The following is a 25,660-nucleotide window of genomic DNA, read 5'->3' as shown; positions in this document are numbered from 1 at the left end:
CGGGCTTTATTCGGTGGGTTTACTCTGCCATATTAATATTTGCCATCAGCACAACGCCCGCCCGCGCAACCCGTAGATAAGCCAACTTATTTAATCACCCACTTATGACCATATCATTTTACGGCGCGGCACAGAGCGTTACGGGTAGCAAACACCTGGTTACATTAGAAAACGGCAAACGCATCTTGCTCGATTGCGGGCTGCAACAAGGAAAAGGCGAGAACAACGACGAAGAAAACCGCGAATTTAACTTTGAACCCGAAAATATTAATTACCTGATTCTTTCGCACGCCCACATCGACCATTCGGGTTTAATTCCGCGTTTGGTAAAACTAGGGTATAACGGCCCCATTTTCTGTACCCCACCCACCCTGGAGTTGTGCGAACTGCTTTTGCGCGATAGTGCCCGCATACAAGACAATAATGGCAACGGCAATAATGCTACTCATGAACCGCTTTACACCGAAGCAGATGCCGAAGCGGCCCTGCAGCTTTTTAAAACCGTACCTTACGACCAGCCTTACCAGATAGACGAAGACATAGAACTTTTATTTACCGATACCGGCCACGTGTTAGGCAGCGCGGCCATTAACTTAAAATTGCAGGACAACGGCCAGGAACGCACCTTATGCTTTAGCGGCGATATTGGCCGCTTTGCCAACCGCATTTTAAAAACGCCCCAGCCTTTTCCGGCAGCCGAAATTATTTTGTGCGAATCGACGTACGGTGACAAACTGCACCTTTCCTTAGAAAACACCGAAGAACGCCTCCAAAAAATAGTACAGGAAGTTTGCGTAGAACGCGGTGGTAAATTATTGATTCCGGCTTTTAGTATTGGCCGCACCCAGGAACTGATTTACTCCTTAAATTACTTAGCCGAAGAAGGCCGCTTACCCAATATTAAGGTTTTCGTAGATAGCCCATTATCGGTTTATGCTACGGATATTTTGCGCAGCAACCCGGAATATTTTAACGATACCATGCTGGAGTACATTAAAACCGATCCGGACCCTTTTGGCTTTCCGCAGCTCAGCTACATTACCGAAACCGAAGATTCTAAACAACTAAATACTTTCGACGAACCTTGTGTTATTATTTCGTCGTCGGGGATGATGGAGGCCGGCCGCATCCGGAACCACTTAAAAAATAACCTTTCTGACCCAAACAGCGCTGTACTTATTACGGGTTACTGCGAACCTTCTACCTTGGGCGGTAAACTCATGAACGGCGCCGAAAAGGTGTATATTTTTGGGGAAGAAATTGAAGTAAAAGCCGAAATAATGCAGATGAAAGAATACAGTGCCCACGGCGATTACAGCGATATTGCCAAATTTTTACATTGCCAGGATAAAGAAAAAATTAAAAATATATTTCTGGTACACGGCGAAAAACGGGTAATGGAAAGATTAAAAACTGACTTAGAAGAACTGGGTTACGCCAATATTGAAATTCCTGAACAACGGCTATCGTATGTTGTTTAAACTTTATTTTGAAGCAGCATAGATTAGAGCAACCTAAAAATTAGTACACCTGGTTCTCGCTGCCAGAACCAGGTGTACCAATATTTTAAAAAACCTTTAAAGCGCTTGGGAAAAATTCGAAATAACAATTTTGGTTAAACAAAACTTACCGCCCTAATACGCCAGCCATCTACCACAAATTATTACGCCTAGCCACAACAAAATAGAAATAATTGCTGCTGCTTTAGCTTTAATGGGCGCAACCTGGTAAGTAGCCCAGCCGGCAGCCGAAGCAAAAGTAAATTGATGAAATATTAGGGCATTAAAACCCGCCAGGGAGAGCAAAGCCATTTTAAGCCAGAAAGTAAAACTGTAGCCCAAGGCCAGGGCATCGGTTATAAACAACAAAAAGCCTGAAGGTACCACCAGCCATAGCCCGCGCCGCGACCACGAAAGCAAATGCCCAGCCAGGTGTTGCACCGATATTTCGCGGCCAAAACCCAGCAAGCGTAAATCAAACATAAATGCAGCGCCCACAATTATGACAATACCCAAAATATGCACTACTTCCAGCGCCGGGTATAACCATACCGATTGCCGGATGGTAACAGCCCAAACCGAATCTTCGAGCCACCGGAATACCTCCGTTACGAGTGCCGCCATGCTTAACGGCGCATTTCGTATTTTTTGCCCTTTACAAATATTCTTTCGGCGCGCATTTCGTTTTTAACCTCGCGGTGCGGATACCCCACCACCCGGATAGAAGTGCCCTTGGCCAGCATTTCGGCCAAAACGCCTCTTTCCTGCATGCGGCTGGTAGGCGCCAGCACTACCGTCCAGGTTTGGTCTTTAACCGCCAGTTTAGCCGTAGCGTGCGGATTTTCGTAAGTAAATTCCTGAATGGTGCCGGTATAATCGAGCGGTTTAGTTTGGTCGTAATTGGCCCAACCGTGGTGAAACCAGGTAAAAGCTGTGCTCAAAAACAAGAGTAATACAAATGCGGCAAGCTTAATCTTTTTCATGGCAGCTAAAGTTTAAAAGATTGGTTTAACAAAAGAACGTTACCCGGGTACTTTTTATACGCGTATGCCTTAAAACAATAAAGATAAGCTATAAACTTAACGAATATTTTAAGGTAAAACTTTATTTAAACACATAATATTCAGGTTATATGAATGCACCCAGCACCGATACGGGTAAGCTGCTTTTGCGTTTAACCATTGGCGGACTGCTCTTGTTGCACGGCATTAGCAAACTAATAAAAGGCATTGACGGCTTAGTGGAATTGCACGAGGCCAAAGGCATACCGGCCGTAATGGCGTACGGGGTATATTTAGGCGAGGTAATTGCCCCTTTGCTATTAATAATAGGTTTGCGGGCGCGTTTGGCGGCGTTGTTAATAGCTTTCACCATGTTCTGGGCCATTGTAATGCGGCACTTCTCCGATATTTTTAAGCTAACCGAATCAGGTGCCTGGGGCGTGGAGTTGCCGGCTTTATTCTTATTTGGCGCGCTGGCTGTTTATTTTCTGGGAGCTGGCCGCTATGCCCTTTCGGTGCGCAGTTCCTGGGATTAAATGCAGCAGGTGCCCGGCAGTTTGTTTAATAAAGTAAGGCTAAACTTATTGTAAGGCTATGGCTGAAAAAGAACTAAACCAAATATTGTTTATAGGTGAAAAAATGGTGCCGGTGCAGCCGGGCCAAACCATTCTGGAAGCTTCGCTGGCTGCGGGTATTCCGCATTACCACGCTTGCGGCGGTAAGGCCCAATGTTCTACTTGCCGGGTGCTGGTAACCGAAGGCGCCGAAAACCTGAGCGAACCAAATGTCCGGGAAAAATTAGCCCAAAGCAGAATAAAATTTCCGAATGAAGTCCGGTTAGCGTGCCAGACCCAGGTAATTGGTCAGCCGGTAAAACTCCACCGCATTATTCGCGACGAAACCGATCGCTGTCTTTACATAAACGATGCGTCGGGCGAAGATATGCTGCAAGCAATTGGCGAAGAAAAGAAACTAACCTTGTTTTTTCTCGATATCCGCGACTTTACTCCTTTTATGCAAGCCCACCTGCCATTTGATGTTATTCATATTATGCGCCGGCTTTTCCGGATATTTTCGAATGCCATAACCAGCCACCAGGGCCGCATTATAGAAACCGCCGGCGATGGCTTATACGCTGTTTTTGGTCTGGAAACCAGCTTGCGAAACGCCGTACAGGCCGCAGTAAATGCCGGCAACCAGATTTTTAGAGATCTGGAGGTTTTTAACCAAACGTATTTACAGCATTATTTTAATTATTATTTACAGGTAGGCATTGGGCTGCACGTAGGCCGCGTAATATTAGGAAATATTGGTATTGGCGTAAATAATAATTTAAGCGTTATGGGCTTTCCGGTAAATGTAGCCGCCCGCCTGCAGAATGCCACCAAAGAACTTAATAACAACTTTGTCATTTCGGCCAAAGCCTTTCAGTTGTTAAAAAATCAACCCCAGGAAACAATTTGCACCAATATAAATCTAAAAGGCGTAAAAGAAGCTTTCGCGGTTTACCTCATTGGGCAACCTTTCCGCAAACCCGCAACCCTAGAAGCTAATATTTTAGCTGCGGAATAAATGATATAAATATCAGGTTTACGCTACTTAAAGATAGAATAATTATGTTGAGCTTGCCGAAATAGCTACACCGTACTTATAATACCATTATAAAACGAAACCTGCGCTTAAGTGTTTACTATTGGTCATCCTGGGCTTGTCGAAGGATCTATAACAGCATTAAATAATTATTAGATCCTTCGACAAGCTCAGGATGACTACAATAATGTAAGCGCAGTACCCGAAAAATAATGGTATAAACTAAGAAATACCTACTCCGGCGAGCTTAACATAACGGTAATATTTTTTAACCTTGTTTTACCAATTGTACTTCAACTAAAAGGCGAATTTCATCGCTTACTACCACGCTGCCCGCTTCGGTTACGGCATTCCAGATTAAGCCAAATTCTTTGCGGCTGATTTTACCAGTTACGGTAAAGCCGGCTTTGGTTTGGCCGTAAGGGTCTACCACAATGCCGCCAAATTCTACGTTTAAGGTTATAGGTTTGGTAATGCCCCGAATGGTTAAATCGCCGTGTAACTTATAATCACTGCCACCTACATTTTCGTAACGGGTTCCTTCAAACCGCAGCTCATTGTGGTTTTCTGCATCAAAAAAGTCAGCCGATTTTAAATGAGTATCGCGCTGGTCGTTGTTGGTGTTAATGGTGTTTATATCGGCGGTAAAAGTAACTTTTGTAGCGTCGGTAAACTGGTCGTCGCTGGTTTCTGCTTCAATCGTAAACTTTTCGAAATAACCAGTTACGGTGGTTATCATCAGGTGTTTTACTTTAAACTGAACTTCGCTGTGCGCCGGGTCTGCTACCCATTTAATAGTTGCCATAGTTTTAGGTTTTAGTTATTTATATTTTAGTTATGAATGTTCTGCTACACTGTTTAAGTAAATGTACTTACATTTATTGTATATACACACATAAATAAACAAAACTTTTATTTTAATACTACATAAGCCGCTAAAATGATTCCGAGAAATTGCTACTTCGGAAGTAAAGCTATTTATTTATAGAAGTAAGCCCGTAATAGCCTCAGGATTAGGTTAGCCCCAACTAATAATGTGTAAGCTGATTAAAGTACTTTCAGTAAGTTAATAATTTTAGCCGGCGGTTGATTTTCGGTTGCCCGGATTGCTTTTAGGGTATATTTCAGGAGTAAGCCGCGGGGATTAGCCAGGTTTTTACCTAACTGGGCAATACAATTATCCCGGGCCGCCAGGAAGACTGGGTAATCGGCGGCAGTTTTGCTGTTTAGTTCCTGGGCAAAACGCCAGGCGCCATCACGGGCCAGGTTAATGCTAAATTGCACCAATAATTCGTCGTGGTTGCGCGCGTGTAAATCCAGTAAACCCATTAGCGGCGAAATTTTGCCAATATTCTCCTGAACCTTATCGATCATAGCCCCGAGTATGGCGTTGATGCTGTTAAAATCGCGTTGGAGGTGTTGCAGGCGGTCGCCCCGCATGGTTTCGACGGCGGCAGCACCTAAATCCAGGTTAATGTGGGCATTCATGCCCAGGAGTAAATGCTGCATCAGAATGGCCGGGGTTTGCGTGGCCGTTTCAAATGCAATTTTCCAGGCAGCAGCAGGGGGTTGGTTTTTTTGCCATTGGTGCCAGGCTTGCAGGTAATAATTGGCGAACAGCACATCAAACTGCTCCATGCGCGGACCATCTTCAAAATTATTAAGTAAAATATCTTTTTTCACCCGCAGCGTAGTACAATAATACACCATGGCAAAGTAGCCCGCCCGGTTATTGTTGCGGGTACAATCAGCTATTATTTCCTCTAGGGCAGTGAGAACTTCGTCGATGGTGCGGGCAATCATAGCAAAGTTTTATAATTGCCTAAACATACGTATTAATTTTCTCCCGGCGCAATTCCTGTAATGCTCAAAGCGCCAAAAATATTAGGTTTATTCCTGTTAACGTCGGGCTTTGCGTAATCGCAACTATTGATATAGTAACTGGAAAATGTTACATTCTAACCCAGCAACTCTCCTACGTGTTTACGGATGTTTTGGCAAATCTGATCGATGGGCAGGTCGTTGGCATCGGTGCCGAAAGGGTTTTCTATTTCTTCGGCAATTAGCTCTAGGCTGGCCATTGCATATAAAATGAGTACTACTACCGGAATAATGTAGAAGCCCAAGCTAAACGACCAGCCAAATGGTAGTGATATTACATAAAAGAAAATAAACTTCTTAATAAACACGCTGTAAGTAAAGGGAATTGGGGTATTTTTAATGCGTTCGCTGGCCCCGCACAAATCTGTTAAGGTATTTACATCGGTGGTTAAACTTAATAATTGGGCTTCGGAAAGTTGCTGTTGGGCGTGCAAAGCTGTTACCCGGGTATAAATGGCAGCTGCAATCTGGTTAGGCAAATGTTTGTCTTTTTTTATATCCAATACCGGATCGAGTTCATGATAATCTTCGTTTTCGCGGAGGCTGTTTTTCAGGGCAAACGCGTAGTTCGGAATCATATTCCGGAAAAAATCTTTATCTACTGCCGAAATATTTAGGGCCTGTAGTTTTATAGCCAGATTACGCGAGGTGTTGGTTAAGCCGCCCCATATTTTGCGTCCTTCCCACCACCGGTCGTAAGCCGTATTGGTCCGGAATACCAGCAACAGCGAAATAACAAAACCCAGTACACTGTGCATCAGCCCCACGTTTTTAATAAAATTGGCGGCCGAATCAGCTAAAAAGTTTAGTTCGAGGTAAGCTATTAGCCCGGCGTAAATGCCCACGGCCACCAATAAAGGCGAAAGCTTCCTTATAGTATCGGCCCGCGTTATCCGGAAGATAAAGCTAAACCATTCTTTGGGGTTGTAATTAATCATAGCAGCACAAAAAAAGCGCCGGACAAGTTTACCCGGCGCTTCAAAATTATAATTTATAGAATTTAAAATAACTTTAAACTTTATAAAAAAGCCATTTCGATAATTCGCGGTAGTTAACTTTTTTGCCGTACATTAAAATACCAACCCGGTAAATGCGGGCCGCAATCCAGGTAGTAAATACAAAACCCAGCACCAGCAGGCCCATCGATAACAATAATTCGGGTAAGGGAACGCCAAACGGAATGCGCAGCATCATGGCAATGGGCGAGGTAAACGGAATAATAGACATCCAGAAAGCCACCGCTCCGTCGGGGTTGCGGATAATTACGGTTTGGGCCACTACAAAGGTAATAATAAGCGGAATGGTAATCGGGAGCATAAACTGCTGGGTATCGGTTTCGTTATCTACGGCAGCGCCCACGGCCCCAAATAATGCCCCGTAAAGCAAATAACCGCCCAAAAAGTAAAACACAAAACAGCCCAGTATCATGGGTAAATTCAGGTTATCGAGGGCGGTTAATATTTCGGATGGACCGCTGGCCTTTACCGTTGCCGGGTTCTCTACGCCCGCTGCGGCTACTGATTGGGCCTGAGAATCAACCAGCTTATCTTTGAAACTGGCCGTTACGGCTGAGGTAACCACCGTCGATAATATTATCCAGAGTAAAAACTGGGTAAGCCCCACGGCCGCAATCCCCAATATTTTGCCCATCATTAACTGAAAAGGCTTAACCGACGAAATTATAACTTCTACAATCCGGTTGGTTTTTTCTTCGATAACGCCCCGCATAATCTGCACGCCGTAAATAAAAATAAACATGTAAATCAGGAAAGCGCCAACGTAGCCCGCGCCCGTTGTTACAAAGGCATTATTATCTTTTTCGCCTTCTTTGCTCAGGTTGGTTGTACTAATATCAACATCGGTTTTAATTTTTTCGAGCAATTCCTGCTCAATGCCCGACCGCTGGTATTTCAGGGTTTCAATTTCTTTCTGCAGGCTGTTTTCAATGGCCAGCTTATTATCGAGGCTAATATTGCTCTTAGAGTAAAGCCGGATGCCGGCTGGATTATCTAAATCTAGTTTGGGAATGTAAAGCAAAGCCGTATGATCGCTTGCCAGGAAAGCCGCTTTTAAGGTTTCCAGGTTGCCCTGCACGGGTAGGTACACCTGCTTTTCAGTGCTTTGGAATTTATCCTGAAATAAACCGCTTTCGTCCAGCACCTGAATGGTATTGGTTTTATCGGTTACGGTAGTTAAATAAATAGGAATAACCAGAATGGCGGCCAGCAGAATAGGTGCCAGCAGCGTCATGACGATAAAACTTTTTTTACGGACCCGCACCAGGTACTCCCGCTGAAATATTAACCAGATTTTATGCATAGCAGAAAGGTAAGCTTACCCAACCGATATATGCAAATTATCCGGGCAAAATCAACAAGGCACCTTTAACCAGCGGCAAATATTATTTAAATAGAATGCTATAATTACTTAATCAAACTTAATAGCCGTTACCGGTTTTATGCGGGTAATCATGAGGGTGGGAATAATAATAGACAGCATAGTGAGAATTAAAGTAATGGCGTTTAGCAACACAATTACCCCAAAATTCCAGTTGATGGGCACCGTATCCATGTAATAATTTTCGGGATCGAGCGGAATAATTTTGAAGCGATCTTGCAGGTAACAAAAACTTAAGGCTATTACGTTGCCCCAGAACAACCCTTTTAAGGTCAGGCTCAGTCCTTTAAAAAAGAATATTTCGCGTATTTGCGGATCGGTGGCCCCCAAAGCCTTTAATAACCCAATCATGTTGGTGCGTTCCAGAATCATGATAAACACCGTGGAAATCATGTTAAAAGTGGCCACAAAAATGATCAGGATTAAGAAAATAATCACGTTTTTCTTTAGCAGCTTCATCCAATCGAATAATTGGGCGTACTGGTCGGTAATTTTTTCGAGTTGCAGGTCATAGTCCATCTTATCGAAAATAACGTTGGCTACCGTATCTATTTTGGCAAAATCTTTCAGCACAATTTCGTAGCCGCCCGCCAGGGTATCGTCCCAGCGGTTCAGGTCGCGGATGTGCTGCAAATCGGCAATCACGTAAGCCTGGTCAAACTCTTCTAAACCGGTTTTGTAAATGCCGGTAACGGTAAACCGGCGGGCCCGGGGCGGATTCTGAATAAAATAAAAAGTAGCTTTATCGCCAATATGCAGGCGCAGTTTATCGGCAATTTGCCGGCTTACCATTATTTCGTTAGAGGCGGCGGTATCGGTAAAAGTAATGGTTTTGCCTTCTACTAAATTTCCGCGCATCGGGCCCAGGTCGTAAGTTTTATCTACCCCTTTAATAATAATGCCCAATACTTCGTCGGAGCCTTTGGCAATGGCGGTTTTAAAAGCGTAAGGTTGTTTTGTTTGGATTTCAGCAATGCCTTTTAAATCTTTTTCTATGGCAAGAGAACTTACCGGGTCGCCTTCAAAAGAATTATTGGTATCGTACTTGCTTACTTGTATGTGGGCCGCAAAACTGAATATTTTGCTTTGAATCTGGTTGCGGAAACCTTCCAGAATAGAGAAGGAAACAATCATGATAGCCAACCCAATAGCAATGCTAATAATTGCTATTTTTGTAACCGACGCCGTAAAAGACTCCGTACCGGAATCTGTTATCTTACTCGAAATATACCTTGCTATGTTCACGCGGGCTTCTTTAGAACAAATATAGGTGCCTGATTTAAATTTTCTAATTTTACTTTATGATGCACGCACACCTGCTTTTGCTTTTATCCATACTGTTTAGTCTGGCACAATGTTCCGAAAGCACCAGTGCCCGGAACGAAACGGCCGCTGTTAATAAGCCGCCTAAAGCCCAAACAACCGTTACGCTGCCGGCCGCTGCTATTCAAACTGGTGCCGAACGGACCGGCGAATATTTACCCCTGTTAAAAAATAAACGCGTAGCCATGGTGGTAAACCAAACCTCCATGATTGGCAACAAGCACCTGGTAGATTCGCTGGTAGCGGCTAAGGTAAATATTACGTTAATATTTGCCCCCGAGCACGGCTTCCGGGGCGATGCCGATGCGGGCGCCCACATTAGTAACGCTACCGACAGCAAAACCGGCTTGCCTATTTTTTCCTTGTACGGTAAAAACAAAAAACCTTCGGCCGAACAACTCCAAAACGTAGATGTGCTGCTTTTTGATATTCAGGATGTGGGCGCGCGGTTTTACACCTACATCAGCACCATGCATTACGTAATGGAAGCCGCCGCCGAATACAACAAAACCGTATTAATATTAGACCGGCCCAACCCTACCGGTTATTTCGTAGACGGCCCGGTGCTGAACTTAAAACACCAGTCGTTTGTGGGCATGCATCCTATTCCGGTGGTACACGGCTTAACAGTTGGCGAACTGGCGGGTATGATTAACGGCCAGAAATGGCTGGCGGGGCAGCGCACTTGTAAGGTAACCGTTATTCCGGCAAAAAATTATACCCATAAATCGCGGTATTCTTTACCCGTAAAACCTTCGCCTAATTTGCCCAACGATTTAGCCATTCAGGTTTATCCGTCTATTTGTTTGTTCGAAGGCACCTCCGTGAGTGTGGGCCGCGGCACGGCTACGCCTTTCCAGGTAATTGGCAGCCCGTTTTACAAAAAGAAAACTTATTCTTTTACGCCTAAATCGGTGCCCGGCGCTACTAATCCACCCAACCTGAACCAGGTTTGCTACGGTTATAAACTAACCGAAAAAGATGTGCAGGGGAAATTTTCGTTGGCTTACCTGCTCGATTTTTACCAGAACTCCACCAATCAGGATAAGTTTTTCAATAATTTCTTTAATACGCTGGCCGGTAACACCGAATTGCAGGCGCAGATAAAAGCCGGTAAATCGGAGGCCGAAATACGGGCTTCGTGGGAACCGGCTTTAACCGCTTACAAAAAAATGCGCAAGCAATATTTACTTTACCCCGATTTCGAATAAGCTTTTATGCAGAATTTAAGAATAATATTTATGGGTACGCCCGATTTTGCCGTACCTACGCTCCAATCTTTAGTAGAAAATAAGTACAATGTGGTGGCCGTTATTACTGCCCCCGATAAACCCGCCGGCCGGGGTTTAAAGCTGGCGCAATCGCCAGTGAAAGAATACGCCATCAGCCAAAATATTCCGGTGTTGCAGCCCACTAATTTAAAAGCCGAAAGTTTCCTGGAAGAGTTGCGCAGTTACCAGGCTAATCTGCAAATAATTGTGGCTTTCCGGATGTTGCCCGAAGTAGTGTGGGCCATGCCGGCGCTGGGTACGTTTAATATTCATGCTTCGTTGCTGCCGCAATACCGGGGCGCGGCACCTATTAACTGGGCTTTAATCAACGGCGAAACCGAAACCGGGGCAACTTCTTTTTTCCTGCGCCACCAGATAGATACCGGCGACATGCTATTGCAGGATAAAATTAATATTGCGGATGATGATGATTTTGGCACCCTTTACGAAAAGCTGAAACACGCCGGCGCAACGCTTGCCCTGAAAACCGTAAGAGCCATAGAATTCGGTACCGTTACGCCCCAGCCGCAGCCCATGAGCCACGAACTAAAAGAAGCACCCAAAATATTTAAAGAAACCTGCGAAATAAACTGGCACCAACCCGCTGCCCAGGTGCGCAATTTTATCCGGGGCTTATCGCCGTACCCTACCGCCTGGACCAAGCTGGACGACAAAACATTAAAAGTATTTAAAGCCGAAATAATACCAGATAGCCAAACTACAGCCACTCCCGGAACGTTTACCTCCGACGGCAAAACTTACCTCCACGTAGCCACTGCCAACGGTAACCTCAGCCTCACCGACCTACAACTGGAAGGCAAAAAACGAATGGGCATAAGTGAATTTCTGCGCGGCTACCGGCTTAAACAGTAAGCAGTTTTCAGTGAACAGTGAACAGTAAACAGTAAACAGTAAATAGTTAAAGATTATCATAAGTTTTATACCAACATAATTTATTCATTGGCATACAAGTACTTTCTAAATCGCCGAGCGCTCCCTTCTATTTCCGGAGGGGCAGCGGTGGTTAATATTTACCTGTTAGTTTTTGCCTACTTATTTTTGTCTTTGTACAGAATAAAACTCTGCTGGTTATAAGAAAATAAGCTGAAAAATAAGAAATATCCCGGCGAAGAATAAGCAGGTTCAATTTGTATAACCTGTCTTTTCGGGTTTAAATATTTAACTTACCCGCTATAAACCTCCAGTTCCTTAGGGCTGCCTGGCAGCGCAGCAAGGTTTAGAACTAAAGCTAAGTTTATGGTATATTTTCTATCGGTTCTGCCTATTTTGGTTTTAATAATTCTTTCCCTAACTAAGGGTGTAAAAGAAGCTGTTTACGCCGGATTGCTGGTTACCCTGGTCTTGTTTTTTTACTGGGGTGCGTCTTTCAGCCATTTCTTAGGTACTTTAGGCGTTTCCTTAATGACAACCATTAATATTCTGATGATTGTTTTTGGGGCTGCTTTTCTGTATAATATTATGGATAAGACCGGCTTAATAAATGGTATAAGCCACTCGCTGGATAACCTGGAAACTACCAAAGAACTAAAGTTTTTTTTGCTGGCAATAGGGCTTACCGCGCTTTTCGAAGGGGTGGCGGGATTTGGTACCCCAGGCGCTATTGTGCCCCTACTCCTTATTTCTTTGGGTTTTAATGCTATTCTTTCCGTATCGGTGGTTTTGTTGTTCGATGGCCTGTTCTCTATGTTTGGTGCGGTTGGTACTCCCTTGCTTACGGGTTTGCAAATTCCGCTGCAACTGCCGGGTGCTACCGTACAAAATATTGCCATTTTGTCGGCGGTGGCGGGGGTTATGGTAATAGCCGTTTTACTTTTATTTGTTTTTCGGTTATTTGCCCAATATAATATTCCGGTAAAAGATAAAAAGCAGGTTCTTGTATTATATTCCTTTTTTGCTTTGCCTTTTTGTGCATTGGCCTACTTTGTTCCTGAACTGGCTACGGTGCTGGCCGCACTCATTATGTTGGTTTTATCGGTGCTTTATTTTAAAGGTTATCAGCGGAACCTGCATTTGCAATATTGGGTGCCGTATGCGGCTTTGGCTTTTTTGCTGCTGCTACCTAAATTATTTAACCCGCTGCACCGCTGGATTGGTTGGGATATTAGTTTCAACAATATGTTCGGCTCCAACATAGATGCTTCTTTAAAGCCGATGCAGTCGCCGCTTATTCCTTTTATAATAGTTGGCCTGGGCGTAGCGTTTTTTACCAAAACCCAATCTTTTTACCTGAAAGACACTTTTGGTAAAATTATTACCGTTCTAATTGTTTTATTTCCTTCTATCGCTGTGGCCCAACTCATGTTAAATTCCGGGGTAAGTCAACCTTCTATGGTAAATTATATTTCCGAAATGCTGGCCCGCTTAGGTAATTTTTACCCGATATGTGCCCCCTTTATTGGCATAACCGGTTCTTTTATAACCGGCAGCACCACCATTTCGAATGTTGTTTTTGGTCCTTCCCAACTGGTTACCGGCGAATCTTTAAATATGCCACCAGCTTCTGTGCTTGCGTTACAACTAAGCGGGGCCTCTATGGGTAATGCTATTTGCTTATTTAATATTATCGCCGCCGCTTCTATTGCTAATATTAAAAATTACAAAAGCGTACTGGCCCACAATATTGTGCCTACCCTGCTCGGCGGTTTACTGTTTGGGTTACTAGGTTGGTTATTCATTTCCTTCTTTTAAAAAAGTTGTTGCAAAATTGCAAGCCAACTAAAATATACCACTGCATCGGCAGGTTTAGATTTCTGCCAAACAAAATATTAAAGCTACCTTTGATTTTATAGGTTGCAGGCACCTGCAAGCAAAAGCAACTGCCTGCAACCATATTTATTTAAAATCCGAAAGAACAAATAAAATCTACATGATAGCTTCCATTTTTGCCATGTCGGAAAACCGGGTTATTGGGAAAGAAAATAAATTGCCCTGGCACCTGCCCGCCGACCTGAAGTTTTTTAAAGCTACTACCTTGCACCATCCTATTTTAATGGGCCGCAAAACCTACGAATCTATCGGTAAACCGCTGCCCCTGCGTACCTCCGTTATTATTACCCGCCAGCCAGATTACCAAGTGCCGGGTACCCTGGTGGTAAATTCTTTAACCGAAGCCATAAACAAAGCACAAGAGATAAATAAAGATATATTTATTATTGGCGGAGCCGAAATATTAAAAGAGGCCTTACCCCTAATAGATACCATGTACCTGACGCTTATACATGCCACTTTTGAGGGCGATGTTTATTACCCGGCTTACAACGAACAAGACTGGCAGGAAGTGTGGCGTGAAGACCACCAGCCCGATGAAAAGAATATTTATCCTTTCAGTTTTATAAAACTGCTCCGGCGTAAATAATTACACTTTAACTTCTGCTACTAAAATTACCTAATGTAAGAGAACAAGTAGCAGCAGAAAGCCCCGGAGCAGTTTTCTGGCTCCAAATTCAGCGTTCCTGAATTCTTTAGTTAGTTGCGGTTTTTTACCGCCCGTCCAGGTACATGATGTTATCATCCAATCTCAGGTCAATCATCAAATGATTCGGATCAATACCGCCGCGTTCAGGCTTGCGTGGCACGGTTACTTTAATGGTTTGCTCACCCGACCGGATGCGGTGCATCTGCAGGTAGAGCGGTTCAGTTGCTTCTTTGCCTTCCTCAAAAATACCTACTTCCAGCCAGTCTTGCATCGGCACTTCGTTTTCAGAACCCGTAGCCGCAACTACTACTTTTTGCGCCTGCACTTTCAGGGTTACCTGCCAGTTGCCGGCTTTTGTTTGCGCTGCGGTAAATTGCTTGGTTTTGAGGCGCCAATAGGTGTTCTCTTTAAACAAATCGTGTAACAGGTAATTCAAAGAGTCCGGGGTAATATTTTGTAGTTCCTGGTAAAGATTAAGGGTAGTTGGCAAGGGTAGCGCTCCGGATGTGCGTTTTTGGAGCAGACGCCGGAGCGCCCCATTAACCTTTTCCTGACTAATGTACTTACGCAGGGCATATAGGGCAAGCCCCCCCTTGCGATAGTATAAAAATGGTTCGTTTGCCTGCAGTAAGGAAGCAGTTGCGAGGGAGCGGGGCATTGCGTAAAATGAATGCAAATAATCAACGTATTGCTGCAAATGTTTATTCCCGTAATTCTTCTCTAAAACCTGCATCCCGGAATATACCGCAAGACCTTCAATCAGCACACCGGCTCCTTCTACGTTTGCGGGAGTTAAGCGGGCCAAGCCCCACCACTGGTGCGCTACTTCGTGCGCCAAAATATAATAAGGCAGGTCAAAGCCATTGGGGCCGTCGTCGGGTTTCATCAGGGTATTCTGTTCTCCATAATAGATGATGCCGGCATCCGCCGTTGCTCCTCCACCTCCCACCCCAGCGCGCTCTACTAATGTAAAATATTTATAAGGGTAAGGACCAAACTGTTCTGTATAATACGCCAGCGAGGCTTTTGCGCTCCGGAGCATGCGGTTTATATTTATGGCGTGGTCCGGATGGTAATAAATCCGGATCGCAACATTATGCCAATTGCTTTCCTGCACCGCATATTGAGCCGATAAGAAAGTGTACTCGCTTCCGATAGAAGCATCTGTTTTGTAGTGAAAGTAACGGCGGCCTCCTGCTGTCCAGGTTTGGTGCAACCTGCCCGGTGCAACGGCAACCTCATTCTTTGCCGTACCCACAATGGCTTCCAAGGTGGTTTGGTCGGTGCTGCCCGGCTTTTTACGCGCCTCCGCATCATAAAGAGCAGGTATGGCCGGGCGCGTTGCAAGCTGATATTTTTTCCGGAGGACTGCATCGTTGATTTCCCGGTAACGTTGGTAACCAATGGTTGGAAGCAGGTCGTAATTCGTGAAGGAGGTGCCGTTCTCCATTACCAATGCGTTCGGGCCATTATTTTGGAAACCCTGCGGTTGATAGTGTACAACAAAGTTTACTAGTAAGGAATCTCCCGGCTGTAAGGGTTGCTTCAGGGCGTAAATGTAGTGGCTGAGTTCCTGGTCTATTAACACACCGGCAGCCGGCCGGTTGAATTTTATCTTATTTATGGCAATGCCCGAAACACTGCTCAGGTGGATGGAGTCTATGGGTAATGCATTTTTATTCACCAGGGTATAAGCGGCCTGAATCTCGACTTGCTGTTGCGCAGGGTAAATCTCGACGTGCAGTTTGGTAGCTGTTAGGTGGGGTTGCGGGGTGTTTTGATATTGGCTGTAGCGCCGTTCGTATTCCGCCTTTTGCTCATTTAGGTCAGCGCCGGTGAGGTACTCGTTCAGCACATTTGTATTATAGAAAATAAAGCTTCCCAGGGTTAATAAAAGCCCTACCCCTATTATGGCAACCCAGGTGGTTGGGCGGGTAAAACGGCGCTGCGCTAACAGAAGATGGTATTTTAAACCTTGCGCTCTTCCCCGAGGCCAAAGCAATTTCGCGACTACTGCCAGTAGCAAAGCCCAGGCTAGCCAATACAGTTTAAACCACAGCCAAGGCCCCAGGGTAGCCCCGAAACCCCGCATATCGGTGTACCACCAGCCCGGGTCGGAGTCAAAAATGAGCAGGTTGTGTTCTACCCCAAAGGTAGCAGGAAAAGCCATAAAGCTAATAACCAGAAGCATTGCCAGGTAACCAATATATTTTTGATTTACCACAACGTGTACCACCAGGGCCAGCAGGGCAAAGAGCAGGTAGTTTAGGAGTTGCAAGCCAAAGAGCGTTTGCAAGTACAGCCCTATCTCCAATTTATGGTAGCCCAGGCCTAGTTGCATTCCTATACCGCCGGCCATTAGCAGTGCCATCCAAGCCAAGATGATAAGACTTAAGCCCAGAAACTTACCGGTAAAAAGTACCCATTCCGTAATTGGGGTGGCATCCGCAATCTCACTGAGGCCTTCCGCTCGCTCCTGCCACACAAGCTCGCCGGTAAAATATATAATCAGGAGCGGAATAATTACCAATGGCGTATTAAGGTTACCAACAGGCGTGGCTAAGTAGGCTATTACTTGTTGGGTAGTGGGGAGTAGCGGAATCCCAAACTCCGTCATAATTTTGTTACCGAATACAGCAGATAGCAAGGCAATAGCAGCAATCAGCGTCAGTCCGGCCGGGCTTTTGGCTATCTTCCGGAAAGAAGCCCCGGCAATGGTGAGCGTTTGGTAATAATTGGTCTTAAACCCGAAATTGCGCTGAACCTGCGGCACCGTAATGGCGGGTACTCTAAGTATGGCAGTTTCCGCGGTTGCCATGGCCTGTACTTTGGGTTGCCGTTTAAATAGCCTCCTACGGCCGTTCGTTACCGGCGCAGCAAAACTGAAGCGAAAGTACGTAAGGGATAAAAACCCTGCCGCAACACTAAGCCACCAAACCCGATTTAGCAGAAAGAGGCCTTCTAAGGTAACGAGCCTCGTATTTTTTTCGGTAGGCGTCCAGGTTTGCAGTTCGTTGCCAATAATGCCGGTTACACCTATGGGGTCCAGTAATTTTACTAAATCCCAGTTACCAAAAAGCTTTGCCGCCGCCACCGCAATAATTTGGGCAACTAAGGCTAAGAGCAAACCGGCCAAGTAACTGGTCATTACCTGGCGGCTAAGCGCGGCCAGGCTAAATTGCAGCGCTGTTGCCACAAAAGCACTCGGTAAAGCAATAAATAAGTAGACACTCAGATAAGCCCAGGGCCGGAACGGTAATAATTCACCCTGATCTAAACCGGGCAGGTAGAAGGAAAGCAGCACCCCAACCGGCAAAGCCAGTAGTAGCAGGGCATTCACCGCAAAAGCGGCCAGAAAGCGACCACCCAGGTAGTTCAGCTTCGTAACCGGAGCAGTATAGGTAAGCGGATGCATCTGCGTTTGCACATCGCGGGCGGCGGCTTCGCCGGCTATGGAAGCGGACATTACCAGCCATATAAGACTGCCAATTACCGTAATAGCCGTTATATGGAAGGTATTATTAGCATATACGCCGTCGCCGGGTGTAATAACCAGTTTCATCAGAAAGGTAAATGCCAGCAGGATGGCTAAATAAAGCCAGGTAGAGAGGCGCTGAACCAGGTAGCCAAACTCAAAGCGAAAAATATTCCAGAACTTCATTGGGCAACCTCCGGTTTATAGTTGCCAATGTACCCGGCCATGGTGGTGAAGTAGACATCCTCTAAATCTGGGTATACCCCTTCAAAGTTGTTGCCAGGGTCTGTTTCGCTGTAGACGTGGACTATGGTTCGCCCGCTTAACAGCTTGGTAGAAATTATTTTGTATGATTGCTCCAAAGCTGGCAACTCACTTTTTTGCACAATCCGGCGCCAGATTTTTCCCTGCAAGCCTGCCACAGCCTTTAAAGGTTCTGCTTCCTGCAATATTTGCCCTTTATTAATAATCGCCATGCGGGTGCAAAGCTCGCGCACATCTTCTACTATGTGGGTAGATAAAATAACCACGCTGTTCTCGCCTAATTCACTTAATAAATTAAGAAAGCGCACCCGTTCTGCCGGGTCCAGCCCCGCTGTAGGTTCGTCCACGATCATGAGTTTCGGGTTTCCCAATAAGGCCACGGCCACGCCAAAGCGCTGCTTCATACCACCCGAAAAACTGCCGAGTTGCTGCCGGCGTTTATCCCAAAGGTTGGTTTGTTTCAGTAAGGCTGCTACCACTTCTTTGCGGGCGGCCCGGTTGGTAATGCCTTTGAGCACCGCAAAGTAATCGAGCAAATCTTCTGCTTTTGCTTTCGGGTAAACGCCAAACTCCTGCGGCAAGTACCCCAACGTTTGGCGTACCGCCGCTTTCTGGTTCAGCACGTCTATTTCATCCAGGTAAATACTGCCAGTATCGGGTTCCTGCAAGGTTGCCAGAATGCGCATCAGGGTAGATTTGCCGGCCCCGTTTGGCCCTAGCAAGCCGTACATGCCATTCGGAATGGTGAGCGTAACATTCCGGAGTGCCTGAACCCCATTGGAATATAATTTAGAGATGTTAGTAATTTTTAGGATCATAGGTTTATTTTATTAGGGACAATATTCATCGGGTGTAATTTTTTGAAAAACAAAGTCTTAGCGGAGCAAGCAAGAGTGGTTTATATATTTATTTAGACTACAAGGGCTGCCCTTCTGAGACCTGTAATAAAACAGATGAAAAGGTTATGCTAATGTAGTATATAGTACTATGCATTGCAAGCTACTATATAAAATATTTTCCCGGAGAATATTTTATACAAGCCATTAAATAATGCTAGTTAAAGTGGATTGACTTGTACCTTGTTTTTTCGTGTTATAGCGGCTAGCTGTACAGAGTAGTTATCCTGAAAAATGCACGGTTAAGGAGATTATCATTATTGTGCCCCTTCAGTGCCTCATTTAAATATTCTGGTAACCATAACTGAATAGCAGTATAAGCCTAGCATTTGCCGCTGTTACAAAAGCATCAGGCGCAGCAGAAACAAGACAACTGTGGCATGGCTACCTGTTCTATCAGAATTGTTACGAAACAACAACTTTCCTATTCTTTACGGCCGCAACGTTACGTGAGAAATGCAGGTGCTAAAACAGACTGGCAAGCTCGCAGGTAGCTGGTGAACACACCATAGGTCTGTAGACTAAGGAACATTCTAAATAAATGTATATTGAAAGGGAAATTACGAGCTATACCTCCTGGCAATGACTGCTGCCTACCAACAGCAGAAATTCTTAGAAAATGAGGGCAAATTATTACAGCGGAAAAAGTATAAACAAAATATTAGTTAGCAGCTGAACAAAACAAAAAGAATCAGAAAAGGGCCTGCCAAAAACAGGGACTTCTTGGTGTCTTTTATCATTTTGCTGTAATAAGACCATCCTTGTTCATTGGCGTTGTACGTTTCTTCTACAGATCTACTTTCCATTAAAGCTGTCTTTTCATTATTTAAAGCTCTTGATTTTTTTCTTATTTCTGATTGTGCTAACGGGCCGCTTAAATCCCAAGCCCAAAGCGGAGCCAGGATTTGGTATATATTGGGTTAGCAGCTTTTTTCTTAAGTTACCTAATTGCAGGAATCTATATTGCAAGGAACTGATATGCATAAATCAAGAGGTAAATAATTTTAAACCTCATAATATAAAATACTTTTAATATAAATTCAGGAAACTTCTAATTTGAAGTATTATTAGTGTTCAGTTTTTTATATATAGCCTCTTGAAATTTACTTCCAAGGTGAAATATTATTAAGCAAAAGTTGAACATTAGAATGCTAAAAAATCTTTGTACGGCATAAAAAAACTGGCCGAAATACTTCATTATGTAATATCCAAAGTGTCAGCACGGAACCTCCAATAAAGTATAAATATTTTTTCTCTATCTTGTATGCCTTGGTTAGTTGAACAAAAATTGCAAAATCAGTAACTAGGAAAAATAACGAATAGCATATATTAATGAGCATTATTCTGTTTTAATCCTTTCAAGTTTTACCTAATATGCAATTTAAAATTGCTGCTAACGGACTTGTGTAAACGACGGCAAGGCTGGCGGCCGAAGCTGAGGTTTACACAAGTCCGTTAGCAGCAGATGCATTTATAGTGGCTTCTTCTCTTTCTTGTAATTTTCTATATTACCATTATAGTTTTTGATACGCAGGCCTGTAACTTTTCCAGCCTCTCGAATAAACTGCACACGAAACAGATTTTCATCTACGTCAAACAGGTCACCACCCATCGGAATGAGAACTGCCTGGCGAAGGCGTGTTACCGGAAAGAAAAGCCTGTCACCTTCTTGTGTAATAGTTTTTGGACCATATGTACCAGCATATTCCTTTAGCTGCTTTTCCTCTACTTTTACCGGCTTCTGTTTCACTTGTAGTGAAGCCAATAGCCAAGGATAAATGCTATGTGCGTTGCCGGCTTCCTTCTGTGCTAATTTTTCCAGTGCTTTTTGTTGTGCAGTGAAAAACGCTTCGGATGCAGCCACCTCAATGTCCGGCCGTACACCTGTGCCTTCCCAATTAGTGCCCGTGATGGGATTAATTGCCCTTCCACTCGGAACGAACACAGTGAACCGGTCGTTTACAATTTCGTCGCCCCCGGGATTGGCACCTCCGCCGGTGGTTTCCCCGATGACGGTTGCTCTTTTTAGGTTCTTTAAATTATAGGTGAATTCTTCGGCTGCAGAAAACGTGGATTTGCTCGTAAGTACATAAACATCCATATCCGGACGCCGCTTACCTGTTACATGGGGCAATGTCCATGTTTGAGTGTTTGCATTTGTTGGACGGAAGTAAAAGTTGTTCAGGTGTACCGGTTCTGCCCCAAACAAGTAACTGCTTACAAGCTGAATCATTGCTGGCCAACCACCGCTATTTTTACGCAAATCTATAATAAGAGCCTTGCTATTGCCAACAAAATTCATTGCAGCAACAGCTGTTTCACCGGCAAATTGTGGTGGAAAAAAATTGCGCAGATCAATGTAGCCAATGTTGCCCTCCAAAATTTTGACTTCTTTAAAACCATAGTTGTCGGTCTTCCACTGTTCAAGCATAGTGGGAGCAAATTTATCACCATCTGCACCTTGTAATTGCCTTGCTTTTACTTCTTTAATGAAGACTGGATTAAGCCGTACCCGTATATGTTTGTCTTTGCTAATGGATTGCAGGTCTGAAGTCAGTCGTTCGGAAAACAAAGCGGGGTCGGTAATAGAGGCATAGACTCCTTGTTTCAGGTTAGTGGAAAGAAAGCCTGCCATTGCTTTTGCCATTTCAGGAAAGACGTAATTTCTATTTAATAGCTGCGCAATTGTATCAATGGCAGCTTGTTGTTCTGTCGCTGTAACAGGTGGTTGATTTGTTTGCGCTTTGCCAATGCAAATAATAACAAACAAAAAAAGGAAACAAAGGAATGCGCACTTTCTTCTCATATCATTGCAGTTTGTTTTTTGATAACTCTAAAAATTATACTTAAAGCGGTATAATTTTTTGCCGCGAACTAGTATGTAAACGCACCACTGGCGTTTATATCGCCTTTAAAAATAGGTGGTTGTTTGTTGTTAAGTTATTAATTATAAACAAATTACATTTCATCTCCTGTGGTGCGTTTATTTTACCAGGTGCGTTTATATAATTTTGGCTTAAGCCTTATAAATATATTATGTTTCATAAAAATTTAAACCATCCAGGGGATTAATTCTTTTCTTCAATCCATGCGCCGGTTATCAAAAAATTATTTGCCACAATTTCGTCAATGGCTCTTTTTGGGTTATTTCTGATATTTTAGAAAGCAAAATGGATTATTAGCCTTAAGCTAAAATGGATAACCATTAATTGCTAACTATAAACGCGTATAAGTTTAATCAAAAACTATGGCAAGCCTTAACTAAGTACAAGTACAAAAATAAGTGGGCAAAAAATAACAGGTATTTTTTTAATTCTCCTGAAACAGAAAGGGAGCTTCCAGTGCTTTTATGAATATACTTTAATTTGTCGGGCTACTAAATAAAAAAAGCAGGCCCATGAAAATACGGGTCTGCTTTTTAAATAAAAATATAGCTTGCTTAAATCCGGTTATAGCCGGAAGCATTTTCGTTGGGTTCGGTGGTATCGCTATCCAAAGGCTGGTCTGAACTGCGAACGCCATTTACGCTGCCATCTCCTTCTTCGTAGCTTCCTTCAAATTCAAACCCCGGACCTTGCGCAATGGACTCTACCTCGTCCGGATTATTGGCTCCGTAGCCGGAAACTTCGTTGCCGCCAATGTGTAAATTCTCTAGTTTATCTTTCTGGCCGCGCCGCTCCGTTTCGCCGCCCAGTCCAATATTTCGCTTGGCGCTGGGGTCGGGGCGGTTGCCGTTGGTTTGTTCCCGATAATCTTTGTCGTATATATTTTCCGTTTTGGCCGGTGTATTTTGCTGATTTTCTTCGTTTATAGCCATAATACTTATTTCTTAGTTGAATAATTATTTACGCAAAGGTTGCCCACTTGTTCGGAATCGTCGCGCAGATGTTTAAAACCGCGTATCGTAGCTGGGTAAAAGCTATTTTTGTTTTAATAGGTTTGTGCGTTTTTTAATTGCCCAAAACAGCGAAATTGAGGTAAACAGCCGGTATTTATATTTCTTGAATAAAATTTAATTTAGCGTACAACTGTAAAATATTGCTTTTCCGGCTACTTGTACCGCGTCCGGAAATTGCGGTTTTGCGCCAGTATTTAAAAATGCCATGGAAAACGCTTTGCCGCCGCTCCAGATTAGTCCGCTCGGCGATGCGGCCATAATCGTTAAATTCGGAGAAAATATTTCGCCAGCTACGCATACCTGGGTAAAAGCATTTGCAAAACTGCTTACTACTTATTCTTTTCCGGGGTTTGTAGAACTGGTGCCGGCTTATACTACCGTTACCATTTTTTATAATCCTTGGGTAAGCAGCGAAAAAGGAAAATATAACCCCTACGAGCAGGTTACCAACGCCATACTAAATTTATTGCCGCAATTAAAGCCCGCAGCCGAAACTAGTTCCCCAATCGTAAAGATACCTGTTTGTTACGGCGGCAATTTTGGTCCGGATCTGGCGTTTGTCGCCTTGCATAATAATATTAGCCCCGAAGAAGTCATTCACATACATACCAGGAATATTTATTTGGTTTACATGATAGGTTTTGCGCCAGGGTTTCCTTACCTGGGAGGAATGGACGCAAGCATTGCAGCCCCGCGTAAAAAAGTACCCCTAACCGAAATACCGGCTGGTTCGGTGGGGATTGGCGGTCTTCAAACCGGCATTTATTCGTTGCCTACGCCGGGTGGGTGGCAATTAATTGGCCGTACGCCTTTAAATTTATTTAATCCGGGGCAGCAACCGGCAACCCTGCTGCAGGCCGGCGATCGGGTACAATTTTTTTCTGTAACGCCAGCCGAATTTAACCAAAGAAAGGCCCGGGAAAATGAGTCTTAAAATATTGAAGCCCGGCTTGTTAACCACCATACAGGATACTGGCCGGTTGGGCTACCGCCAGGCCGGCATTACCACCAGTGGCGCCACCGACCTTATGGCTTTGCGCCTGGCTAATTTATTAGTAGCTAACCCCAGTGATGCCCCTGCGCTGGAAATAACTTTAACTGGCCCCACAATATTATTTGAAGTTGATTGTTTGCTGGCCCTTACCGGCGCAAATTTGGGCCCTACTATTAATGGCCAGCCGGTAAAAATGTGTCGGCCGGTTTATGTAACCGCTGGTAGCCTGTTAGCGTTCCAGAAACCAATTTCGGGATATCGCGCGTACCTGGCAGTTGCCAGCAGCTTTAAACTACCACAAATATTGGGCAGTTATGCTACTTACCTGCGCGCTGCTTTGGGTGGCCTTCAGGGCAAAGCCTTGCAAACCAATAATATTATTCCGTTAAACCAACCCGCCGCAATTGCCCGGCAATTAATGTTATTCTTGCAGAAAAAAGCGGCTAATACTGGCTTCGCAGCAGCAACCTGGACTCTAAATGCCTCTTTTTACCCAAACCTCGCTCCAAATGCGGTAATACGGGTTATAAAAGGCCCCGAGTACGAATGGTTTACCCCGGAGGCTCAGCGACTATTTTGGGAAACGCCCTTTCGGGTTACCCCCGAATCGGACCGCATGGGTGGCCGCTTACAAGGGCCGGTTTTACATTTGCGTCAGCCCCAGGAACTACTCTCGACGGCCGTAACTTTTGGTACCGTACAAGTACCGCCCCGGGGCAACCCCATCGTGCTGCTATCTGACCACCAGACTACGGGCGGTTACCCCCGGCTGGCCCAGGTTATTACGGCCGATTTTTCTGTTTTGGCCCAGGTAAAACCCGGAGCCCTTATCTGGTTTAAAGAAATAAATTTACCCGAGGCGCAGCAATTATTACTGGCGCAGGAAAGCAAATTAGAAAACCTGAAAAAAATATTAAACCTCAAATTTAAATATTTAACATGAGCCGGTTAACCGTTGATTTAAATTGCGATATGGGCGAAAGCTTTGGCGCGTACGCCATTGGTCAGGACGAAGCGTTGCTGGACCTGGTTACCTCGGCCAATATTGCCTGCGGCTTGCACGCCGGCGACCCGCAAGTAATGCAAAAAACGGTAAAGATGGCGCTACTGAAAAATGTAGCCATTGGGGCGCACCCGGGCTTACCCGACCTGGCTGGCTTTGGCCGGAGGGAAATAAAAATTTCACCGGACGAAGCTTATGCTTTGGTAGTTTACCAGATTGGCGCTTTGTGGGGATTTATTCAGGCAGAAGGCGGCACCCTGCACCACGTAAAACCCCACGGCGCTTTGTACAATATGGCAGCCGTAAATGCTACCCTGGCCGAAGCCATTGCCGAAGCTGTTTATAAAGTAAACCCAAACCTTATTTTGTACGGGTTGGCCCAAAGCGAACTAATTAAGGCCGGCGATAAATTAGGCTTAAAAACGGCTCACGAAGTATTTGCCGACCGCAGCTACAGACCAGATGGCACCCTTACTCCCCGCCAGCACCCGCAAGCCCACATTACCAACCCAGAAGTTGCCGCCCAGCAAGTGCTAAACATGGTGCAAACCGGCAAAGTACAAACAACCGATCAGCAGGAAATTACGCTAATAACCGACACCATCTGCATTCACGGCGACGGGCCATTGGCAGTTACCTTTGCCAAACGCATTAAGGAAGTGCTTTTACAGGCCGGCGTAGTGCTCAAAGCAATATAATACCCTAATAAAACAAAACTAACGCTTAAGTGTT

21 protein-coding genes are annotated in these 25,660 nt (G+C 44.6%); 10 read left to right on the top strand and 11 right to left on the bottom strand.

Annotated features, from left to right (window positions below; genetic code table 11):
* Window positions 1-104: 104 nt before the first annotated feature.
* Window positions 105-1,481 (top strand): MBL fold metallo-hydrolase RNA specificity domain-containing protein, encoded by a 1,377-nt coding sequence (locus F0145_RS16255; protein ID WP_150089816.1) that lies wholly within the window; start codon window positions 105-107, stop codon window positions 1,479-1,481.
* 153 nt (window positions 1,482-1,634) lie between these two features.
* On the opposite strand, the gene F0145_RS16250 is transcribed toward F0145_RS16255, so the two are convergent.
* Window positions 1,635-2,123, bottom strand: a complete 489-nt coding sequence (locus tag F0145_RS16250) for a DUF6644 family protein (protein ID WP_150089814.1) — start codon at window positions 2,121-2,123, stop codon at window positions 1,635-1,637.
* Window positions 2,124-2,125: 2 nt separating this feature from the next.
* Window positions 2,126-2,482: a DUF6152 family protein gene (locus F0145_RS16245; RefSeq protein WP_150089813.1), complete on the bottom strand. Its 357-nt coding sequence runs from the start codon at window positions 2,480-2,482 to the stop codon at window positions 2,126-2,128.
* 149 nt (window positions 2,483-2,631) lie between these two features.
* On the opposite strand from F0145_RS16245, the gene F0145_RS16240 reads away from it, so the two are divergent.
* Entirely contained in the window at window positions 2,632-3,036 is a 405-nt protein-coding gene (locus tag F0145_RS16240; protein ID WP_150089811.1) for a DoxX family protein, read from the top strand.
* Between the two features lie 58 nt (window positions 3,037-3,094).
* Complete coding sequence (locus F0145_RS16235) at window positions 3,095-4,072, top strand: adenylate/guanylate cyclase domain-containing protein (protein WP_150089809.1); 978 nt, start codon at window positions 3,095-3,097, stop codon at window positions 4,070-4,072.
* Between the two features lie 286 nt (window positions 4,073-4,358).
* On the opposite strand, the gene F0145_RS16230 is transcribed toward F0145_RS16235, so the two are convergent.
* The 5 genes from F0145_RS16230 to F0145_RS16210 all read right to left on the bottom strand — a co-directional run bounded on the left by F0145_RS16230 (window position 4,359) and on the right by F0145_RS16210 (window position 9,613).
* Window positions 4,359-4,895 carry a YceI family protein gene (locus F0145_RS16230; protein ID WP_150089807.1) on the bottom strand — a complete coding sequence of 179 codons (537 nt, stop codon included), beginning with the start codon at window positions 4,893-4,895 and terminating at the stop codon, window positions 4,359-4,361.
* Window positions 4,896-5,137: 242 nt separating this feature from the next.
* Window positions 5,138-5,893 carry a DUF5995 family protein gene (locus tag F0145_RS16225; protein WP_150089805.1) on the bottom strand — a complete coding sequence of 252 codons (756 nt, stop codon included), beginning with the start codon at window positions 5,891-5,893 and terminating at the stop codon, window positions 5,138-5,140.
* A gap of 155 nt (window positions 5,894-6,048) precedes the next feature.
* On the bottom strand, window positions 6,049-6,909 hold the full coding sequence (locus tag F0145_RS16220) for a bestrophin family protein (protein WP_150089803.1): 861 nt from the start codon (window positions 6,907-6,909) through the stop codon (window positions 6,049-6,051).
* Window positions 6,910-6,982: 73 nt separating this feature from the next.
* On the bottom strand, window positions 6,983-8,290 hold the full coding sequence (locus F0145_RS16215; RefSeq protein ID WP_150089801.1) for an ABC transporter permease: 1,308 nt from the start codon (window positions 8,288-8,290) through the stop codon (window positions 6,983-6,985).
* 108 nt (window positions 8,291-8,398) lie between these two features.
* Window positions 8,399-9,613 carry an ABC transporter permease gene (locus F0145_RS16210; protein WP_150089799.1) on the bottom strand — a complete coding sequence of 405 codons (1,215 nt, stop codon included), beginning with the start codon at window positions 9,611-9,613 and terminating at the stop codon, window positions 8,399-8,401.
* A gap of 56 nt (window positions 9,614-9,669) precedes the next feature.
* On the opposite strand from F0145_RS16210, the gene F0145_RS16205 reads away from it, so the two are divergent.
* From F0145_RS16205 to F0145_RS16190, 4 genes are all read left to right on the top strand, one after another.
* Entirely contained in the window at window positions 9,670-10,902 is a 1,233-nt protein-coding gene (locus tag F0145_RS16205; RefSeq protein WP_223816117.1) for an exo-beta-N-acetylmuramidase NamZ family protein, read from the top strand.
* Window positions 10,903-10,908: 6 nt separating this feature from the next.
* Entirely contained in the window at window positions 10,909-11,835 is a 927-nt protein-coding gene (fmt, locus tag F0145_RS16200) for a methionyl-tRNA formyltransferase (protein ID WP_223816116.1), read from the top strand.
* Between the two features lie 384 nt (window positions 11,836-12,219).
* A complete protein-coding gene (locus tag F0145_RS16195) occupies window positions 12,220-13,671 on the top strand; it encodes an L-lactate permease (RefSeq protein ID WP_150089797.1) in 1,452 nt (483 codons plus the stop codon).
* Between the two features lie 178 nt (window positions 13,672-13,849).
* On the top strand, window positions 13,850-14,338 hold the full coding sequence (locus F0145_RS16190) for a dihydrofolate reductase (protein ID WP_150089795.1): 489 nt from the start codon (window positions 13,850-13,852) through the stop codon (window positions 14,336-14,338).
* Window positions 14,339-14,462: 124 nt separating this feature from the next.
* Here F0145_RS16190 and F0145_RS16185 read toward each other — a convergent pair whose 3' ends face one another.
* The 4 genes from F0145_RS16185 to F0145_RS16170 all read right to left on the bottom strand — a co-directional run bounded on the left by F0145_RS16185 (window position 14,463) and on the right by F0145_RS16170 (window position 22,850).
* Window positions 14,463-18,059, bottom strand: a complete 3,597-nt coding sequence (locus F0145_RS16185; protein ID WP_150089793.1) for an ABC transporter permease/M1 family aminopeptidase — start codon at window positions 18,057-18,059, stop codon at window positions 14,463-14,465.
* A complete protein-coding gene (locus F0145_RS16180; RefSeq protein WP_150089791.1) occupies window positions 18,056-18,955 on the bottom strand; it encodes an ABC transporter ATP-binding protein in 900 nt (299 codons plus the stop codon). Before F0145_RS16180 ends, F0145_RS16185 begins: the two co-directional genes overlap by 4 nt.
* A 1,549-nt stretch (window positions 18,956-20,504) precedes the next feature.
* A complete protein-coding gene (locus F0145_RS16175; protein ID WP_150089789.1) occupies window positions 20,505-21,839 on the bottom strand; it encodes a S41 family peptidase in 1,335 nt (444 codons plus the stop codon).
* Window positions 21,840-22,472: 633 nt separating this feature from the next.
* Window positions 22,473-22,850, bottom strand: coding sequence for a hypothetical protein (locus F0145_RS16170; RefSeq protein ID WP_150089787.1), 378 nt, complete (start codon window positions 22,848-22,850; stop codon window positions 22,473-22,475).
* A gap of 286 nt (window positions 22,851-23,136) precedes the next feature.
* Here F0145_RS16170 and pxpB point away from each other — a divergent pair, with 286 nt between their 5' ends.
* The 3 genes from pxpB to F0145_RS16155 are packed head-to-tail and all read left to right on the top strand — an operon-like array spanning window position 23,137 to window position 25,626.
* On the top strand, window positions 23,137-23,865 hold the full coding sequence (pxpB, locus tag F0145_RS16165; protein WP_150089785.1) for a 5-oxoprolinase subunit PxpB: 729 nt from the start codon (window positions 23,137-23,139) through the stop codon (window positions 23,863-23,865).
* The gene (locus tag F0145_RS16160; RefSeq protein WP_150089783.1) at window positions 23,855-24,868 is read left to right on the top strand and encodes a 5-oxoprolinase subunit C family protein; all 1,014 of its coding nucleotides are present in this window, start codon (window positions 23,855-23,857) and stop codon (window positions 24,866-24,868) included. Before pxpB ends, F0145_RS16160 begins: the two co-directional genes overlap by 11 nt.
* Window positions 24,865-25,626, top strand: a complete 762-nt coding sequence (locus F0145_RS16155; protein ID WP_150089781.1) for a LamB/YcsF family protein — start codon at window positions 24,865-24,867, stop codon at window positions 25,624-25,626. The genes F0145_RS16160 and F0145_RS16155 overlap by 4 nt, the downstream gene beginning before the upstream one ends.
* Window positions 25,627-25,660: the final 34 nt, after the last annotated feature.

It is taken from the genome of Adhaeribacter rhizoryzae, assembly GCF_008629685.1.
Lineage (GTDB): Bacteria > Bacteroidota > Bacteroidia > Cytophagales > Hymenobacteraceae > Adhaeribacter > Adhaeribacter rhizoryzae.
The sequence above is the reverse complement of the archived record's forward strand: the minus strand, read 5'-3'. Positions and strand labels throughout refer to the sequence as shown.

What these genes read in the sequence shown, in the direction of transcription:
- F0145_RS16190 (WP_150089795.1), top strand. Translation starts at nt 13,850, where the DNA reads ATGATAGCTTCCATTTTTGCCATGTCGGAAAACCGGGTTATTGGGAAA.
- F0145_RS16230 (WP_150089807.1), bottom strand. Translation starts at nt 4,895, where the DNA reads ATGGCAACTATTAAATGGGTAGCAGACCCGGCGCACAGCGAAGTTCAG.
- F0145_RS16180 (WP_150089791.1), bottom strand. Translation starts at nt 18,955, where the DNA reads ATGATCCTAAAAATTACTAACATCTCTAAATTATATTCCAATGGGGTT.
- F0145_RS16205 (WP_223816117.1), top strand. Translation starts at nt 9,670, where the DNA reads ATGATGCACGCACACCTGCTTTTGCTTTTATCCATACTGTTTAGTCTG.
- F0145_RS16170 (WP_150089787.1), bottom strand. Translation starts at nt 22,850, where the DNA reads ATGGCTATAAACGAAGAAAATCAGCAAAATACACCGGCCAAAACGGAA.
- F0145_RS16255 (WP_150089816.1), top strand. Translation starts at nt 105, where the DNA reads ATGACCATATCATTTTACGGCGCGGCACAGAGCGTTACGGGTAGCAAA.
- F0145_RS16250 (WP_150089814.1), bottom strand. Translation starts at nt 2,123, where the DNA reads ATGGCGGCACTCGTAACGGAGGTATTCCGGTGGCTCGAAGATTCGGTT.
- fmt (WP_223816116.1), top strand. Translation starts at nt 10,909, where the DNA reads ATGCAGAATTTAAGAATAATATTTATGGGTACGCCCGATTTTGCCGTA.
- F0145_RS16195 (WP_150089797.1), top strand. Translation starts at nt 12,220, where the DNA reads ATGGTATATTTTCTATCGGTTCTGCCTATTTTGGTTTTAATAATTCTT.
- F0145_RS16245 (WP_150089813.1), bottom strand. Translation starts at nt 2,482, where the DNA reads ATGAAAAAGATTAAGCTTGCCGCATTTGTATTACTCTTGTTTTTGAGC.
- F0145_RS16175 (WP_150089789.1), bottom strand. Translation starts at nt 21,839, where the DNA reads ATGAGAAGAAAGTGCGCATTCCTTTGTTTCCTTTTTTTGTTTGTTATT.
- F0145_RS16220 (WP_150089803.1), bottom strand. Translation starts at nt 6,909, where the DNA reads ATGATTAATTACAACCCCAAAGAATGGTTTAGCTTTATCTTCCGGATA.
- F0145_RS16185 (WP_150089793.1), bottom strand. Translation starts at nt 18,059, where the DNA reads ATGAAGTTCTGGAATATTTTTCGCTTTGAGTTTGGCTACCTGGTTCAG.
- F0145_RS16225 (WP_150089805.1), bottom strand. Translation starts at nt 5,893, where the DNA reads ATGATTGCCCGCACCATCGACGAAGTTCTCACTGCCCTAGAGGAAATA.
- pxpB (WP_150089785.1), top strand. Translation starts at nt 23,137, where the DNA reads ATGGAAAACGCTTTGCCGCCGCTCCAGATTAGTCCGCTCGGCGATGCG.
- F0145_RS16160 (WP_150089783.1), top strand. Translation starts at nt 23,855, where the DNA reads ATGAGTCTTAAAATATTGAAGCCCGGCTTGTTAACCACCATACAGGAT.
- F0145_RS16240 (WP_150089811.1), top strand. Translation starts at nt 2,632, where the DNA reads ATGAATGCACCCAGCACCGATACGGGTAAGCTGCTTTTGCGTTTAACC.
- F0145_RS16215 (WP_150089801.1), bottom strand. Translation starts at nt 8,290, where the DNA reads ATGCATAAAATCTGGTTAATATTTCAGCGGGAGTACCTGGTGCGGGTC.
- F0145_RS16155 (WP_150089781.1), top strand. Translation starts at nt 24,865, where the DNA reads ATGAGCCGGTTAACCGTTGATTTAAATTGCGATATGGGCGAAAGCTTT.
- F0145_RS16235 (WP_150089809.1), top strand. Translation starts at nt 3,095, where the DNA reads ATGGCTGAAAAAGAACTAAACCAAATATTGTTTATAGGTGAAAAAATG.